This window comes from Rossellomorea pakistanensis, from assembly GCF_016908495.1.
Lineage (GTDB): Bacteria > Bacillota > Bacilli > Bacillales > Bacillaceae_B > Rossellomorea > Rossellomorea pakistanensis.
This window is the reverse complement of sequence record NZ_JAFBDZ010000006.1, coordinates 22,593-38,993: the sequence shown is the minus strand read 5'-3', so window position 1 is coordinate 38,993 and position 16,401 is coordinate 22,593. Positions and strand designations below refer to the sequence as shown.

14 protein-coding genes and 1 other annotated feature (1 of these 15 cut by a window edge) are annotated in these 16,401 nt (G+C 40.6%); of the genes, 1 reads left to right on the top strand and 13 read right to left on the bottom strand.

What is annotated here, in order from left to right; all coding sequences use genetic code 11:
- Positions 1–42: 42 nt before the first annotated feature.
- Both JOC86_RS21530 and JOC86_RS21525 read right to left on the bottom strand, forming a co-directional pair.
- Positions 43–1,161 carry a DEAD/DEAH box helicase gene (locus tag JOC86_RS21530; RefSeq protein WP_239587765.1) on the bottom strand — a complete coding sequence of 373 codons (1,119 nt, stop codon included), beginning with the start codon at positions 1,159–1,161 and terminating at the stop codon, positions 43–45.
- Between the two features lie 48 nt (positions 1,162–1,209).
- On the bottom strand, positions 1,210–2,502 hold the full coding sequence (locus tag JOC86_RS21525; protein WP_205175029.1) for an ATP-binding protein: 1,293 nt from the start codon (positions 2,500–2,502) through the stop codon (positions 1,210–1,212).
- Between the two features lie 220 nt (positions 2,503–2,722).
- Between JOC86_RS21525 and JOC86_RS21520 the strand changes: the two genes are divergently transcribed.
- A complete protein-coding gene (locus JOC86_RS21520; protein WP_205175028.1) occupies positions 2,723–3,025 on the top strand; it encodes an AbrB/MazE/SpoVT family DNA-binding domain-containing protein in 303 nt (100 codons plus the stop codon).
- Between the two features lie 67 nt (positions 3,026–3,092).
- On the opposite strand, the gene thrB is transcribed toward JOC86_RS21520, so the two are convergent.
- The 11 genes from thrB to ilvB form a co-directional block, all read right to left on the bottom strand.
- Positions 3,093–4,025, bottom strand: a complete 933-nt coding sequence (thrB, locus tag JOC86_RS21515) for a homoserine kinase (RefSeq protein WP_205175027.1) — start codon at positions 4,023–4,025, stop codon at positions 3,093–3,095.
- Positions 4,022–5,083 carry a threonine synthase gene (gene thrC / locus JOC86_RS21510; protein ID WP_205175026.1) on the bottom strand — a complete coding sequence of 354 codons (1,062 nt, stop codon included), beginning with the start codon at positions 5,081–5,083 and terminating at the stop codon, positions 4,022–4,024. Before thrC ends, thrB begins: the two co-directional genes overlap by 4 nt.
- The gene (locus JOC86_RS21505; RefSeq protein ID WP_205175025.1) at positions 5,080–6,378 is read right to left on the bottom strand and encodes a homoserine dehydrogenase; all 1,299 of its coding nucleotides are present in this window, start codon (positions 6,376–6,378) and stop codon (positions 5,080–5,082) included. Before JOC86_RS21505 ends, thrC begins: the two co-directional genes overlap by 4 nt.
- A gap of 502 nt (positions 6,379–6,880) precedes the next feature.
- Positions 6,881–7,837, bottom strand: coding sequence for a threonine ammonia-lyase (ilvA, locus tag JOC86_RS21500; protein WP_205175335.1), 957 nt, complete (start codon positions 7,835–7,837; stop codon positions 6,881–6,883).
- A 50-nt stretch (positions 7,838–7,887) separates the two neighbouring features.
- The gene (gene leuD, locus JOC86_RS21495) at positions 7,888–8,469 is read right to left on the bottom strand and encodes a 3-isopropylmalate dehydratase small subunit (protein WP_205175024.1); all 582 of its coding nucleotides are present in this window, start codon (positions 8,467–8,469) and stop codon (positions 7,888–7,890) included.
- Between the two features lie 19 nt (positions 8,470–8,488).
- The gene (gene leuC / locus JOC86_RS21490; protein WP_205175023.1) at positions 8,489–9,901 is read right to left on the bottom strand and encodes a 3-isopropylmalate dehydratase large subunit; all 1,413 of its coding nucleotides are present in this window, start codon (positions 9,899–9,901) and stop codon (positions 8,489–8,491) included.
- 363 nt (positions 9,902–10,264) lie between these two features.
- A complete protein-coding gene (gene leuB / locus JOC86_RS21485; protein ID WP_205175022.1) occupies positions 10,265–11,377 on the bottom strand; it encodes a 3-isopropylmalate dehydrogenase in 1,113 nt (370 codons plus the stop codon).
- Between the two features lie 43 nt (positions 11,378–11,420).
- Positions 11,421–12,962, bottom strand: coding sequence for a 2-isopropylmalate synthase (locus tag JOC86_RS21480; protein ID WP_205175021.1), 1,542 nt, complete (start codon positions 12,960–12,962; stop codon positions 11,421–11,423).
- Positions 12,949–13,974 carry a ketol-acid reductoisomerase gene (ilvC, locus tag JOC86_RS21475; RefSeq protein WP_205175020.1) on the bottom strand — a complete coding sequence of 342 codons (1,026 nt, stop codon included), beginning with the start codon at positions 13,972–13,974 and terminating at the stop codon, positions 12,949–12,951. The genes JOC86_RS21480 and ilvC overlap by 14 nt, the downstream gene beginning before the upstream one ends.
- A 20-nt stretch (positions 13,975–13,994) precedes the next feature.
- Entirely contained in the window at positions 13,995–14,519 is a 525-nt protein-coding gene (gene ilvN, locus JOC86_RS21470) for an acetolactate synthase small subunit (RefSeq protein WP_205175019.1), read from the bottom strand.
- A complete protein-coding gene (gene ilvB, locus JOC86_RS21465) occupies positions 14,516–16,222 on the bottom strand; it encodes an acetolactate synthase large subunit (protein ID WP_205175018.1) in 1,707 nt (568 codons plus the stop codon). The genes ilvN and ilvB overlap by 4 nt, the downstream gene beginning before the upstream one ends.
- 118 nt (positions 16,223–16,340) lie before the next feature.
- Positions 16,341–16,401 (bottom strand) — a binding site (T-box leader); it runs 204 nt beyond the window's last position.

Genomic DNA, 16,401 nt, shown 5'->3' with positions numbered 1-16,401 from the left:
TCTAATAAGTATATTTCAATATATCATTTGGTTTTAAAAAAATCATTTTCCCACTGTAGCAGCCTTTATTTGTCCACCATGCACGATTCTTTCATGAATGGTGACCCCAAGTTCTTCGCTCATTTTCTTTAAGAAGCTTTCCTCTCTTTTGGTTGTAAGTGAAACGACTATGCCGGAAGCTCCCATTCTTCCGGTTCTGCCAGAGCGATGAACATATTGTTTTGAATCTGTGGGGAAATCAAAATGGATTACATGTGTAACACCTTTAATATCCAACCCTCTAGCCGCTACATCGGTTGTCAGCAGAAAGGAGACTTTCCCTGCCCGGAATTTTTCCAATGCGTGCTTTCGTTCCATTTTTTTGGATTCACCTGCAAGCACTTCTACTGAAGCATCATGGTATTTTAGCTTTTCTTCTACTTCTTCTAACTTTTTTAAACTATTAATGAAAACTAGTGCTTTCATACCTTCAATGTTTGTTAATCTTCTTAACGTTTCCACTTTCTCTCTTTGTTCACAATAGATATAGGTGTGTTCGACATTTTCAAAGGTTTGTACGGTTTCATTTACCTGAATGAGATCATACTCCTTCATCCATTGTTTGGATACTTCCTCTGTTTTTTCAGATAAAGTGGCTGAGAAGAATAGCAGCTGCCGTTCATCACGCAGCGTAGTCGAGATGATGGTTTCAACTTCTTTAATATGCTCATTCCCAATCATAAGATCAAATTCATCGACAACAATCGTTTTTACTTCATGCATTTTTAGTTTTTTTAGTTTGATTAGTTCTAGTAATCTGCCTGTTGAACCTACGATGATATGGGGTTTTTTCTTTAGCTTTTCAATTTGTTTCTTTACATTTGCTCCACCAATAAAGGCGGCGCTTTGAATGCCGCTTCCCTTGGTCCACTTTTGAATTTCTTGATGAATTTGCATCACTAATTCACGTGAAGGCGCTAAAATAACCGCTTGTGCATTCTTTTTAGATTCATCTATGGATTGTAGGATTGGAAGTAAATAGGCAAGTGTTTTTCCTGTCCCTGTTGGAGATTCACCGATAAGATCTTTTCTTTCTAAAATGAGCGGAATTGATCTTTCCTGAATATCTGTCAGCTTTTGAAATTCTGATTCTTTCCATGCTTGCTGAATAAATGGTTTCATATTTTGGATTATTTCCATTTTAAAAGTCCTTTCTCTTTCTCAATAATGTTACGACATTTTAGGTAATCTAATTTTCACCTTTGTTCCTTTTCCTAGTTCGCTTTGAAATGATATTTCTCCATTATGCCTTTCAATAATCTTTTTACAAACAACCAGTCCTAGACCTGTTCCTGTTTCTTTAGTGGAAAAAAAGGGTTCTCCTAAGCTCAAAAGTCTCTCTTCTGATATTCCGTGACCATTGTCTTCCACGTCTATTATGACATCGTTATCACTAGTATTTAAGGATACTGAAACATATCCTTCCATTTCAATAGCTTCCACTGCATTCTGAATGATATTTATAAAGACTGATTTAAGCTGATTGGATTCTCCGTAAACATGAGGAGGATCCTTGCTTACGTCACGATAGTTTATTTTAACATTAACGAGATTAGATTGGGCCTCCATTAATACGAGAACCTGCTTTAAAATCTCCCTAAGATTTTCACGTTTATAGGTGAATGCCTGTTTTTTTCCAAGGATCAGCATTTCTCCAGAGATAATTTGAATTCGGTCAATTTCTGAAAGGATAATATTCAAATGGCTTTCCTCTACCTTTTTAGTTGCACTTAAAAGTTGAATAAAGCCTTTAATGGATGTGAGTGGGTTACGAATTTCATGAGCAACAGCAGCGGCAAGCTGGCCGATGAGCGATAATTTTTCTGTCCTGATCATCATTTCCTCATTTTTTCTCAGCTCTGTAATATCCCTCGCAATCCCAAATACTCCGTTAATTTCGTAGTTAACGACAATAGGTAGAAGTGTGCAACGGACTATCTTTTTCTGACCCTTGGCATTTATGATCTCTGATTCAAACTTCCTTCCTTTTCCTTCAATAACAGCTTTAAATATTTCTCTTAATTCATTACGCTTTTCCTCCACCACGAATTGTTCAAGGAGGGTTCCTTGCAATTTTTCTGTAGGGCAGCCGATAATATTTTCCCCCTCTGGATTAAGGGAAACAAGTTCACCAGATCGCTTTAACTCAAATACCCCATCTGGATTATGATTGAATAGTGATTGGTAATGCTCCTTACTTTCCTGTAATTGATGTTCCTTTTGAATTAAACTTTGTTGCGATTGAAGGAGTTTGTACGTTCTCCAATAAATTAGGAAATAAATCAAAAAACCTGTCACCACAATAAACAACCAGCCTTTATATCTTTGAAAAAACACGTATAATACTAATTTGTCATTTGCCAGAATCATGGAGAAATGGTCTGAACTTACGACCCATAACGCTCCGACAATGATATAGATGAGTGCGATTCTACCGGCAATTCTCCGTGATTGATTCTTCAATTCGTATTCACCTAAGTTCCTATCTTAATATTTCTATAATGCCTCACTTTTAATGATTTATGAAGACTAGAGCGTATGCCACATTAGATTTAGTCATGGCAATGCTTCGACAGGACGGTTTACAGTTTAGGTCGATGTCCTCAAATTGCAAGTAGATGATTCATTTAAGGTTTCAGCGTTTATCATTTCGGGTTATGTACTACTAATGGAGGTTTCGGATATGCTTAAAAAATATCAATGTAAGGATGTTAGTAAAACTGGAAATATAACATTACCTAACAAGTACCGGCAGAACTTCGGACTATATCCGGGTAATCAGGTAGAGTTTTTATTAAATAACAACTCCATTATCATTAAACAGGCAGATGAATTCAGCCTCCATAACAAACGGTATATTTCTCAAAAAGGGGCCGTCCATATCCCAAAGGAACTTCGACAACTTACAGGCATCCATCCCCCAAATAAATATTGTCTCTATATTGATGAAGTGGAAAAAAGATTTATATTAGAACTAGAAAGTTGATTCACAAAAAAATCAGGCACAGTGATCACCATTTTCTTCGTGACATGTGCCTGAAAGCAAATTAAACCTAAAGAGCTTTTCTTATATACGGAATCGAAGCAGTGGGTTCAACCAGACTCCCTGCTTTATCAATAGATAAACATAAAACATTCATTTTCGGTAAAACCAAAGAGAGGTTATCGGCTACTTCCTTCCCCTTTCCAGCTTCAACTAGCCCAATAATCGATGGTCCTGCCCCACTTAATGCTACTCCGAATGCTCCAGCCTTATAGGCAAGACCCTCAATTTGATCGTAGTCCGTAATAAGCCTTTTTCTAAAAGGCTGGTGATATTGATCTTTCCTCATCATCCTACCTGCTTTATTCCACTCCTGACTTAATAATGCAGCGATAAACACATTCGATATACTCCCTGCCCGAACCGCTACTTCAAATGAGAAGGAATCTGGTAAAACCGCACGTGATTCTTTTGTTAAAAGCTCCTCCTTTGGAATCATAACCACAATTTCAACCGGGAGGTCATGAATGGAAACGATCTCTGTATGATCATCATTTTTTGAACCAATAACAAGTCCTCCATACAAGGAGGCCCCAATATTATCAGGATGATCTTCAAAATCTATGGCGATATCAAGCTTTTGTTGTGATGTTAAATTTAATGCACCTAATACATCGGCAAGCTCAATGCCTGCTACGATCGCAGAGGCACTTGAGCCTAATCCTCTAGCTAAAGGAATTTCACTTTTAATTGATAGACGACAAGGAGGCAATGTTTTATAATATTTCTTCGCTACTTGCTTAGCAACCGAAATGATAAAGTGAGACTCATCATTTTGAAAAACTTCTAATTCCTTTGATAGGGGAATTACCTGCCACCTTTCACTCTTTTCAACCATTATTTCCAGGTACAAATTAAGTGCAAGTCCAATGGAATCAAACCCTGGACCAAGATTAGCCGTACTTGCCGGTACCTTGATCTTAAAGCTGTTGCCGGAGATCATACCCCGACAGCTCCCTTAATATATTCCACAATCGCCCTTTCTTCTTTTGGTAAAGCGACCGGTTTTACAGGACTAACATCCAATGCTACATTCGGATCCTTTAAACCATTTCCAGTGAGAACAGCTACAACTGTAGAGCCAGATGGGATTTTTCCATTTAGAACTTTTTTATACACACCAGCCAATGATGCACAGGAAGCAGGTTCAGCAAAGATTCCTTCGGATTTTGCCAGCGTTTTATATGCTTCGATAATCTCCTCATCACTTACTTCGTCAATTAAGCCTCCTGATTCACTAGCTGCTCGGACAGCAGTGGTCCAGCTAGCAGGATTCCCAATTCGGATTGCTGTTGCAATCGTTTCCGGCTCATGAAACACCCTATTGTGGACAATGGCAGCTGCTCCCTCTGCTTCGAATCCAATCATACGAGGAAGTCCGCTATGCTTTTCTTGATTGTACTCTTTAAAGCCCTTCCAATACGCCGTGATGTTCCCTGCATTCCCAACTGGTATCGCCAAATAATCCGGGGCACTTCCAAGCTGATCACATATTTCAAATGCAGCTGTTTTCTGTCCCTCGATTCGAAATGGGTTAACAGAGTTGACTAAGGTTACGTCTTCTTTCTCGGCTATTTCTCTAACAAGGGTTAATGCTTCGTCAAAGTTTCCTTCGATGGAAACGATACTGGCCCCATACATGACTGCTTGCGCAAGTTTTCCTTGAGCGATTTTCCCCTCAGGAATGACAATCACACAACGAATACCAGCTCTTGCAGCATAGGCAGCTGCTGAAGCAGATGTATTTCCGGTAGAGGCACAAATCACCGTTTGGCTACCAGATTCTACTGCTTTCGCTACCGCTAATACCATTCCCCGATCTTTAAAGGATCCTGTTGGATTTGCTCCTTCGACCTTCACATGTAAATCAATATTCCATTCCTTTGACAACTGTTCCAGTTTAATGAGTGGAGTATTTCCTTCCTTCAGCGACAATAGCGGAGTATTCTCATTTACTGGTAAGTACTGTTGATAGTTTGATATGAGGCCTTCCCAACTCATGCTCCCATTCCCCCTTCGACCCTGTAAGAGCTTTTTACTGCTTCCACGGCTTGTAAATCTCTTATGTTTACTAAGATATCCTGATAATCCTTCAAAGAAGCTCGGTGTGTAACTAGAGCAATTTCCGATAGATTATCTTCTTTTAATGGATTTTGCATGATTTTCTCAAAGCTCACTCCCCATTCTGAAAAGATCGAGGTAATTTTAGCTAGAACTCCTACTTCATCTACAACATGAAGACGAAGGAAGAATTTTGAATAAATCTCGTCATCCTTCTTCAATTGCTTTGGAAATTGTGGAAGAACGGCACTTTGACCGTTAACACCTAATCTCATATTTTTCATTACTCCCACTAAATCAGATACGACAGCGGTTGCGGTTGGTAAACTTCCCGCACCTGGTCCGTAAAACATCGTTTCTCCGACCGCCTCTCCATAAACATAAACGGCGTTATATTCGTCGTTTACAGAGGCTAATGGATGTGCATTCGGTAAAAGTGTCGGTTGTACACTTACTTCTACTTTCTCTCCGTGTCGGTGAGCAATTCCAATTAACTTCATAGTATACCCTAGCTGTTTGCTGTATTGAAGGTCCTCTTCTGAAACAGATGAAATCCCTGATACTTTCACATCGTCTAAATCGACATTCATGGAAAACCCAAGTGTCGATAAAATCGCCATTTTCCTGGCGGCATCTAATCCTTCGACATCAGATGTAGGATCCGCTTCAGCATAGCCCAATTTTTGAGCTTCTAACAGTACATCCTCATAGGCACTTCCATGTTTACTCATCTTCGTTAAAATGTAATTCGTGGTACCATTCACAATCCCCATCATTTTTGTGATACGATCAGAAGCTAATCCATCTACTAAGCTTCTTAAAATCGGGACTCCTCCTGCTACACTAGCTTCATAGAATAGATCGCATCGATTAGATGAAGCTGCCGCTAACAGCTCTGCACCATAAACAGCCATCAAATCCTTATTAGCTGTTACAACATGCTTTTTATTTTCTAATGCTTGAAGGAGATGATTTTTTGTTTCCTCCACTCCCCCCATCACTTCTATAACAATATCAATCTCTGAATTTGCAACTACTTCATTAGGATTGGTTGTTAGAATGGTTGAATCAATATCTACGTCCCTTACCTTCTGAATATCCTTTACAAGCACCTTTTTCACTTCAACAGGGCAGCCTACCTGATGAATCAGTTTATCCTGATGACTTTTAATCACCTTTACAACCCCTGATCCAACTGTTCCTAGCCCTAATAAACCAATAGATATTGTCTCCATTCTTAACATCCTTTCTGTTCTTCTAAAAAATACATTTGTTTGTGTATAGTGGACATTATAGGGGATGGACTTACTTTTTACAATAGCTTTCTATCATTTTTTTATTATGTAAGGGGTTTCACCCGCTGTGCGTTTAAGAAAAGGCTGTTTTCGTAAACAATGTTGTTATTTGAAAAGGGGGTGGTTGGTTTCCGCTACAGGATGCTCGCTTTCCGCGGGGCGGGCGGTGAGCCTCCTCGTCGCCTTGCTCCTGCTTAGGTCTCACCTGTCCCGCTACTCCCGCAGGAGCCTCGCACCTACAGCGAAGACCAACCTTTTAACAAAAAATTTATGTTCTCAAAAAACGATAATCTTTTAGAAAACAGCCTAAGAAAAAATTTGTTTATAAAACTCTTTTGTATGAGGAATTAAATTAAGAGTTTAAATCATGTACATTAATAAAGTTTTTAAAAAGAAGGACCGATAAAGAGACGGGTCATCTCTTATCAGTCCTCTTTCACTTTCAGCCAATGTGCTGAAGTAATTTAATTCGTTTCGATAATTCTTTATAAAGTGAGAGTTTGTTAAGGTCGACATTTCCGCCACTGACGACACATCCCACCTTCCTGCCATGCCAGCCCAATTTATTACAAAGGATCGATGCTACTGCTGCTGCGCCTGCCCCTTCTACTAATGTCTTTTCTCTTTGAAGCATAAACATAATCGTATAGGCAATTTCCTCATCATTTACGGTAACCATATCGTCTACCAATCTCTCAATAATAGGATAGGTTAGTTTCCCTGGTTCTTTCACAAGAATCCCATCTGCAATACTATGAACTTGTGATAAACTGCCTGAGTTTTTACCCGTAAACTGATTATACGTAGCAGGGGCCCCCATTGATTGGACACCAATGATCTTTATACTAGGGTTAAACGCTTTGATTGCAGTGGCCATCCCTGCAATTAATCCCCCGCCCCCAACAGGTACCACGATGACTTCTAAATCCTGACATTGCTGCATCATTTCAAGTGCAATCGTTCCTTGGCCAGCAATGACCTTTGGATCATCAAAGGCGTGAACAAAGGTTGATCCTGATGCAAGCATATCTTCTCTAGCTGCTTTATAGGATTCTTGGTAGGTTTCTCCTGTTAAAATAATTTCAGCACCGTACTCTTTCGTGGCTTCCACTTTGGCAGACGGAGTCCGTTTTGGCATAAAAATTTTGGCAGGTATTCCCCGCTGAGATGCTCCTAGTGCTACTCCCTGAGCATGATTTCCTGCAGATGCACAGACAATTCCACGAGATGATTCTTCTTCTGTCAGTGAAGAAATTTTATTTAATGCACCACGCAGTTTAAAGGAACCTGTTCTTTGTAGGTTCTCCATTTTCAGGAACACTTGACGCCCTGTTACTCGATTTAATGTCGCTGATTGTTTTAGCGGAGTCCGATGAACAGAATTCATCAAATTCTCCATTGCTAAAACAACTTCATTTCCGTTTAAGAAATCCCCAACACTCTTCACTCCTATCGTAATAATTCAAATTGTTTGATCTGATCCTCATATGAAAGGGTAATCGAAATCTCATCCCATCCATTCATAAGCATTTGCTTCCAATATGGATCTATCTCAAATGAGGATTTATAACCATCTTGATCTTTTACCGTCTGTTCTTCTAAGTCAACAGCTAATTCAAAGTTTGATTGTGTTGCTTTTCCTAACAAAACCTCAACATCCTTTTGACCTAGACGAATGGGCAGAATACCGTTCTTTACACAATTGTTGTAAAAAATATCGGCGAAGCTTGGAGCAATGATCACCTGGAAGCCATAATCAAGCAATGACCATGGGGCATGCTCTCGAGATGATCCACATCCAAAGTTATCTCCCCCTACCAATATGGTGGCACCTTGATATTTTTCATTGTTTAATGAAAAATCCTTATTGGGAGAACCGTCGTCATTGAATCTCCAATGATAAAACAAATATTGACCAAACCCTTGACGATCGATTTTTTTTAAAAATTGTTTTGGAATAATCTGATCTGTATCCACATTTTCTCGATTAAGTGGAAAAACTTTTCCTTGAAATTGCCGTATGCCTGACATATTCCCTCCTCCCCCTTTTTTATTGAAGTACTTGCATCAATGTACGAACATCAGTGAACTTCCCAGTGATAGCTGCGGCTGCAGCCATGGCAGGACTAACAAGATGCGTACGTGATCCGTTTCCTTGACGGCCTTCAAAATTTCGATTCGATGTAGAGGCACAACGTTTTCCTGGTGGTACTACATCATTATTCATGGCGAGACACATGCTGCATCCCGCTTCTCTCCACTCAAAACCTGCTTCTTCGAAAATCTTGTGAAGACCTTCTTTTTCTGCTTGAACTTTTACCGTTAGGGAACCCGGGACAACAAGGGCTGTGACACTATCCTGAACTTTTTTCCCTTTAACCACCTCTGCCGCTGCCCTTAAATCACTTAACCTCGAATTCGTACAAGAGCCGATGAAGACATAATCAACCGCTACTTCATTGATATTGATCCCACCTTCAAGCCCCATATAATCTAGAGCTCTTTCAACCGCTTCTTGTTCAGATTTTTTTTCATACAGCTGTGGTGTTGGAACCTTTTGACTAATACTAATTCCCATGGATGGATTCGTTCCCCAGGTGACCTGAGGTTCAACTTCGGCTCCATCAAGCTCTAGGGTCAAATCATAGGTAGCTTCCTCATCTGAAGAGTACTGCTTCCACTTTTCAACAGCCTTTTGAAATTCGGTACCATCTGGAACATGTCTTCTACCTTTTAGGTATTCAAAGGTGACGTCATCTGGACTGATGATTCCAGCTCTCGCCCCAGCCTCAATCGACATATTGCAAACGGTCATCCGTTCTTCCATTGAAAGGTTTCTAATCGCTTCACCTGTAAATTCAATAATATAGCCTGCCCCTACACCAACCCCAAACTTGGCAATAATCGCTAGTATGAGATCTTTAGCTGTAACACCAAAACCAAGGGTTCCATTGACTTTTATTTGTAAGGTTTTCGGTCTTGATTGCCATAACGTTTGGGCAGCTAGGACATGCTCAACTTCACTAGTTCCAATTCCAAATGCGAGAGCACCAAATGCTCCATGTGTAGAGGTATGACTATCACCACACACAATCGTTTTTCCTGGCTGTGTAAGACCAAGCTCCGGGCCAATTACATGGACGATGCCTTGATCAGGATGATGAATATCCGCTAGTTCGATCCCAAACTCATCACAATTTTCCTTGAGCTTCGACATTTGTGTCTTCGCTACCTCATCATCGATTACGTCCCTGTTTTTCGTGGGAACATTATGGTCCATTGTGGCGAATGTTAGTTCAGGTCTTCTAACGGTTCGATTTTTCATCCTTAATCCTTCAAACGCTTGTGGCGAGGTGACTTCATGGACAAGATGAAGATCAATATATAACAAATCAGGTTTTCCATTTTCCTTATAAACCACATGATCGTCCCATAACTTTTCAATGATATTCTTTGGCTTCAAAGGTTTTTACCCTCCCTTATTAATAGTTTGATTTAGAATATATGGCCGTTTTCATAAACATTGTTGTTATTTGAAAAGGAGTTAGTTGGTTTCCGCTACAGGATGCTCGGGGCGGGCGGTGAGCCTCCTCGTCGCTTTGCTCCTGTGGGGTCTCACCTGTCCCGCTACTCCCGCAGGAGTCTCGCACCTGCAGCGAAGACCAACCTTTTTTAAATAATGTTCTTAAAAAACAACATTCTTTTAGAAAACAACCATATATAAAGATGAAAGTTTTAAATGTAATCGGTAGTGGTGTGTTTGCCACGTACAATTCACCGCTTTTGTACCTGACACCTTCGACTCCCAATCCCTTGACAATATTTCTTACAAATATGCGCTTAGGATTGATGATAGGGCATGGTCTGCTTCTAGTCGTTCGACAACGAATTGGCTCATGGCCTTTGTGCCGACAACTGGACCGTTTCCGAGATTCCAAAGGTCTCCTGTTCGATAGCCGGCATTAAGCACTTCCTGCACAGCGAGCTCAATCATTTCCGCCTCTTCTTTTAAACCAAAGGAATGCCTCAGCATCATCGCAACGGATAAGATCATGGCCAGCGGATTTGCTTTGTCCTGTCCGGCAATATCAGGGGCTGATCCATGAACGGGTTCATACAGCCCAAATCCATCTTCACGTAAACTAGCAGAAGGGAGCATACCGAGTGAGCCTGTTAGCATTGAGGCTTCATCACTTAGGATGTCACCGAACATGTTCTCTGTCACGATAACATCAAATTGCTTAGGCTGATATACAAGCTTCATAGCGGCAACATCTACTAGCAGATGCTCGACCTCAATATCTGGGTAGCTCCCAGAAACTTCGTCCACGATTTCCCGCCACATTCGACTCGTTTCTAGTACATTTGCTTTATCCACTGATGTCAGTTTTTTTCTACGTTTTGATGCTAGTTGAAAGGCTTTATGAACGACTCTTTCAATTTCGCTTCTTTCATATTGAAGGGTATCCACTGCCACTTCTTTATTTTTTCCTCTTCTTTCGCTTGGTTTCCCAAAATATAATCCACCCGTCAACTCTCTTACGAGGACAAAATCAACATCCTCAACAACATTACGTTTTAACGGAGAAGCCGAAAGCAAGCTTTCAAATGTAGAGACTGGTCGTAGATTAGCGAACAAACCTAGCTCTTTTCTAATTTCTAGCAGGCCTTTCTCTGGTCGAAGATGAACGGGTACATCCTTCCATTTCGGTCCTCCAACCGCGCCGAGAAGTACTGCATCACTCTTTTTACATAGCTCAAGTGTTTCTGAGGGAAGAGGATTTCCATGAAGATCAATGGCAACACCACCAATATCTCCTTGTACCACTTCAAATTCATGACCAAACCAGTCGCCAACGGCTTTTAATACATCAAGAGCTCCATTCATTACTTCTTGACCGATTCCATCTCCAGGTAGTACTGCCACTTTCTTTTTCATCATCATCCCTCCAGTTGTTATTTGTTTATTCAGTCAGTTGCATTTATACCGTTACTTCTTTCCGTTCTTTACTCTTTACACCTAGCACTCGATTGACTGCGTTCAAATAGGCTCTTGCAGATGCTTCTAAAACATCCTGAGCAGTTCCTCTACCGCTCGAGACGGTCTCGTTATATTTTACTTGGACGAAAACTTCAGCTAATGCATCTCTTCCGCCGCCAACAGAGTTAATCTTGTAATCTAAGAGGACTACGGTGTCTTCTACTAGTTTTTCAATCGTATTATAAATGGCTTCAACACTACCAGAACCAGTTGCTGCTTCTTGCTTGTATTCTCCATCAGGTTTAACAACGGCAATGGTCGCAGTTGGAATATTATCCATTCCATATTGAACTTGCAAACTCTTTAACTCGTAAGTTTTTACATCCTGAGCTTCTGTTTGTTTATCTGTGAGAATGGCGAAGATATCTTCGTCCGTTACCTCTTTTTTCTTATCCGCAAGATCCTTAAATGCTTTAAAGCCTTCATTTAGCTTTTGATCATTAAGTTCAAAGCCCATTTCCACTGCTTTATTTTTGAAGGCGTGTCGGCCTGAATGCTTTCCAAGAACTAAACGATTGGTTTTTACACCAATAAGCTCTGGAGTAATGATTTCATAGGTCGTTTTTTCTTTTAAAACGCCATCTTGATGGATCCCTGATTCATGGGCAAATGCGTTGTTTCCAACGACAGCTTTATTTCCAGGGACGATCATTCCCGTAAGCTTACTTACAAGATTACTCGTACGCTTAATTTCATCCAGCTTCAATCTTGTGGAGGCTTGATAAAAATCCTCTCTAATATGCAGAGCTACAGCAATTTCTTCTAGTCCCGCATTTCCTGCTCTCTCTCCAATGGCATTGATGGTTCCTTCAATTTGATCTGCTCCATTTTCAATAGCTGCCAATGAATTGGCTGTTGCTAACCCAAGATCATCGTGAGTATGAGCGGATAGCTTTACCCCTTCAATATTTGGAACATTCTCTTTGATGTAGCGGAAAAGGGAACCATATTCTTCCGGAGCTCGATACCCTACTGTATCTGGAAGATTAATAACCGTTGCTCCTGCATTGATGACTTCAGTAATGATTTTGACCAAAAACTGTTTATCTGATCGACATGCATCTTCTGCAGACCACTGAACATGTGTGAACTTTTTCTTAGCGTATTTCACTGCTGCAACCGCCGTGTCCAATACTTGATCTGTTGTCATTTTCAATTTATAAGTCATGTGAATCGGTGATGTTGCAAGAAATACATGTAACCTTGGCTCACTGGATCCTTTTAAAGCCTCCCATGCAGCATCAATGTCTTTTTCATTTGCTCTGGCGAGTCCAGTAACCGAACTGCCTTTAATCGTGTCGGCAATCATTTTTACTGCTTGAAGATCGCCTCTTGAAGCTGCAGGGAATCCCGCTTCGATAATATCGACACCTAATCTTTCTAATTGTTTCGCCACTTCCACTTTTTCAAGCGTGTTCAAATTTACACCGGCAGATTGCTCTCCATCTCTAAGGGTTGTGTCAAAGACATCAATCTTGCGCACTCATCACCACTTCCTTCTTCTCATCTTTTTTAATAAATGGCATTAGTTCTCTCAACTTTCTTCCTACCACTTCAATTTGATGGTTATTTTCACGTTGATTTGTTGCATTAAATTCTGGACGATTTGCTTGGTTTTCTAGGATCCAGCCTTTTGCGAATTTACCAGATTGAATATCTTCAAGAACTTCCTTCATTCTTGCTTTCGTTTCTTCATTCACAACTCGTGGTCCTGAAACGAAATCTCCCCATTGAGCTGTATCGGAAATAGAGTATCTCATGCCCTCGAGACCATCTTCATACATGAGATCTACAATGAGCTTCAATTCGTGTAAACACTCGAAATAGGCAACTTCTGGTTGATAACCAGCTTCTACAAGGGTTTCAAATCCTGCTTTTACTAAAGAGGTTAAGCCTCCGCAAAGGACTGCTTGCTCTCCGAATAAGTCTGTTTCCGTTTCTTCTTGGAAGGTTGTTTCTAAAATTCCAGCACGTCCAGCCCCGATCCCTTTTGCATAAGAAAGGGCTAATTTGTCAGCATCACCTGTTACATTTTGATAAACCCCGAAAAGAGCAGGTACTCCAGCGCCGCTTTCAAACGTTCTTCTTACAAGATGTCCTGGACCTTTAGGTGCTACAAGGAATACATCAACATCTTTAGGAGGGACTACTTGATTAAAATGAACATTAAATCCATGGGCAAAAGCTAAGGCTTTTCCTGGTGATAAAGCGGGTTCGATTTCATTTTTATACACAGTAGGCTGCAGCTCATCTGGTAGTAAAACCATTACCACATCTGCTTCTTCACTAGCCTCTTTTACTGATTTTACTGAAAAACCGTCTTTTTCAGCTTGCTCCCATGACTTTCCTTTACGTAATCCTACTACGACTTCATAACCGCTTTCCCTTAAATTTTGTGCATGAGCATGACCTTGTGAACCGTAACCAACAACAGCTACCTTTCTTCCTTTTAATAAGTCTTCCGCTACATCTCCGTTATAATATACTTTTACCATTCTCCATCATCCTTTTCGATTTATTTTAATAATGTGTATTGCTTAAGATCTGTGACTGATTTTTGTGAACCTCTAGTAAAAGCGGTTAAACCAGTGCGAGCTAATTCTTTAATTCCGTATGGCTTTAATAGATCAATCATTGCTTCAACCTTTTCCGTATCACCGGTTACTTGAACGGTGACACTATCTCTTGAAATATCAATGATTGTTGCCCGAAAAGGCTCTACAATTCCACTAATCTCTGCCCGGGTTTGACCATTGCTTAGCACTTTAATGAGTGCGAGCTCTCTTGCCACAATGGCTTGATCCGTAATATCAGATACCTTTAGTACATCAATTTGCTTATTTAATTGTTTAATAAGCTGTTCGATTTGTCGGTCATCTTCTACAGAAACAACAAATGTCATTTTGGAAACACCTTCTGTTTCGGTGTGACCTACTGTAATACTTTCAATGTTGAACTGACGTTTTGTAAAAAGACCTGTAACTCTATTTAGAACTCCACTTTGATTAAAAACCGTTGCCGTTACGACTCTCTTTTTCATGGTTTCACCCCAATCATTTCATGTAGCCCAGTACCAGGTGCGACCATTGGATAAACATTTTCTGATGGGCAAACTCGACAATCGATTACGGCAGGCTCGCGTGTATGAAGAACTTTAGAAAGTATGGTTCTTGCTTCTTCTGTTGATGTCACTTTAAACCCTCTCACACCGTAGGACTCCGCAAGTTTTACAAAATCAGGTTGAACAGAAAGCAATGATTGGGAATACCGCTTCTCATAAAAGGTTTCCTGCCATTGCCTTACCATACCAAGGGCTCCGTTGTTTACAAGGACTACCTTAATGGGGAGGTTCAATTCGTTTAACAGAATGAGTTCTTGAGATGTCATTTGAAACCCACCATCCCCAACCATTGCAATAACGTTTTTATCTGGCTGTGCCAATTGGGCTCCAATGGCTGCAGGAAATCCGAATCCCATAGTCCCTAATCCACCTGATGTTACCCAATTATGAGGCTCATTGAATGTGTAATACTGAGCTGCCCACATTTGATGCTGACCAACATCAGTAGTGACAATCGATTCTCCCTTTGTCATTGTGTGAATCATTTCTAGTAATCCTTGTGGTGATATACTTTCCTTCACCTCGTTATGCCAATATGGATATTCTTGTTTGTATTGATCAAGATGCACGAGCCACTCCTCACACAACGAGCTTGATCCGTTTTCCTCTAAAAGCTTTTGTAATGCTTCTTTTGCATCTCCCACTATCGGGATATGAGTGTCAACATTTTTTCCAATTTCAGCTGGGTCAATGTCAATATGGGCCACTTTTGCATTTGGAGCGAAGGTTTGCAGATTTCCTGTCAATCGATCGTCAAATCTTGCTCCAACACTGATCAGTAAATCGCATTCATATAAGCTCATATTAGCGGCATAGCATCCATGCATCCCTCCCATCCCTAGAAATAAGGGGTGGCTCGCCGGAAATCCACCTAATCCAAGAAGTGTGTGAACAACTGGAATATTTTTCGTTTCCGCTACCGCAAGCAATTGTTCTGATGCTTTAGCATGCAATACACCAGCACCTGCTAAAATGACTGGTTTCTTTGCAGTTTCAATCGCCTCGTTTAACTTTTTTATTTGTAACACATTTGGATGTACGGTTGGTTGAAACCCGGGAAGATGGACAGGTTCATCAAATGTTACGAAAGCTGTTGTAGTCGATACATCTTTTGGTATGTCAATGAGTACAGGTCCTGGTCTTCCAGTTGTTGCTATATGAAAGGCCTCTTTCACAATTCTAGGGAGATCTTGCAAATCTCGAACTTGGTAGTTGTGCTTGGTAATCGGCATCGTAATTCCCATGACATCGGCTTCTTGGAAGGCGTCCGTCCCAATGACTCCAGATGCTACTTGCCCTGTAAAAACCACTAGTGGGAGCGAGTCCATCATCGCATCTGCTATCCCCGTAACCAGATTCGTTGCGCCCGGTCCTGACGTCGCAATAACAACACCAGGTTTTCCGGAAACTCTTGCATATCCTTCTGCAGCGTGGATAGCGCCTTGTTCGTGTCTTGCTAGCACATGTTTAATTGGATTTTGATAAAGTGCATCATAAATTGGTAAAACTGCTCCGCCCGGATAACCAAAAACAACCTCAACACTTTCTTGCTTTAAGGCATGAATCAGAGTTTCAGCACCGCTTAGCCGTGACTCAGGATCTGCCTTTACATTTACCTTCATTTTTAATCTCCTCCCAGGAATTGTTTAATACAAAAGCATAAGCGCCTTGGCGATAACAGAATGACAATTTGTTCCATATAAAAAAGCCTTTTCACCCACTACGACACTTACTTAGTTTCGTAGGGATGAAAAGGCTATTTTCCTCTTCATGGTACCACCCTAGTTTGTAGTATTTTCAC

What these genes read in the sequence shown, in the direction of transcription:
- thrC (WP_205175026.1), bottom strand. Translation starts at nt 5,083, where the DNA reads ATGAGTTGGGAAGGCCTCATATCAAACTATCAACAGTACTTACCAGTA.
- leuB (WP_205175022.1), bottom strand. Translation starts at nt 11,377, where the DNA reads ATGAAAAAGAAAGTGGCAGTACTACCTGGAGATGGAATCGGTCAAGAA.
- JOC86_RS21505 (WP_205175025.1), bottom strand. Translation starts at nt 6,378, where the DNA reads ATGGAGACAATATCTATTGGTTTATTAGGGCTAGGAACAGTTGGATCA.
- JOC86_RS21530 (WP_239587765.1), bottom strand. Translation starts at nt 1,161, where the DNA reads ATGAAACCATTTATTCAGCAAGCATGGAAAGAATCAGAATTTCAAAAG.
- ilvN (WP_205175019.1), bottom strand. Translation starts at nt 14,519, where the DNA reads ATGAAAAAGAGAGTCGTAACGGCAACGGTTTTTAATCAAAGTGGAGTT.
- ilvB (WP_205175018.1), bottom strand. Translation starts at nt 16,222, where the DNA reads ATGAAGGTAAATGTAAAGGCAGATCCTGAGTCACGGCTAAGCGGTGCT.
- JOC86_RS21520 (WP_205175028.1), top strand. Translation starts at nt 2,723, where the DNA reads ATGCTTAAAAAATATCAATGTAAGGATGTTAGTAAAACTGGAAATATA.
- thrB (WP_205175027.1), bottom strand. Translation starts at nt 4,025, where the DNA reads ATGATCTCCGGCAACAGCTTTAAGATCAAGGTACCGGCAAGTACGGCT.
- ilvC (WP_205175020.1), bottom strand. Translation starts at nt 13,974, where the DNA reads ATGGTAAAAGTATATTATAACGGAGATGTAGCGGAAGACTTATTAAAA.
- leuD (WP_205175024.1), bottom strand. Translation starts at nt 8,469, where the DNA reads ATGTCAGGCATACGGCAATTTCAAGGAAAAGTTTTTCCACTTAATCGA.
- ilvA (WP_205175335.1), bottom strand. Translation starts at nt 7,837, where the DNA reads ATGGAGAATTTGATGAATTCTGTTCATCGGACTCCGCTAAAACAATCA.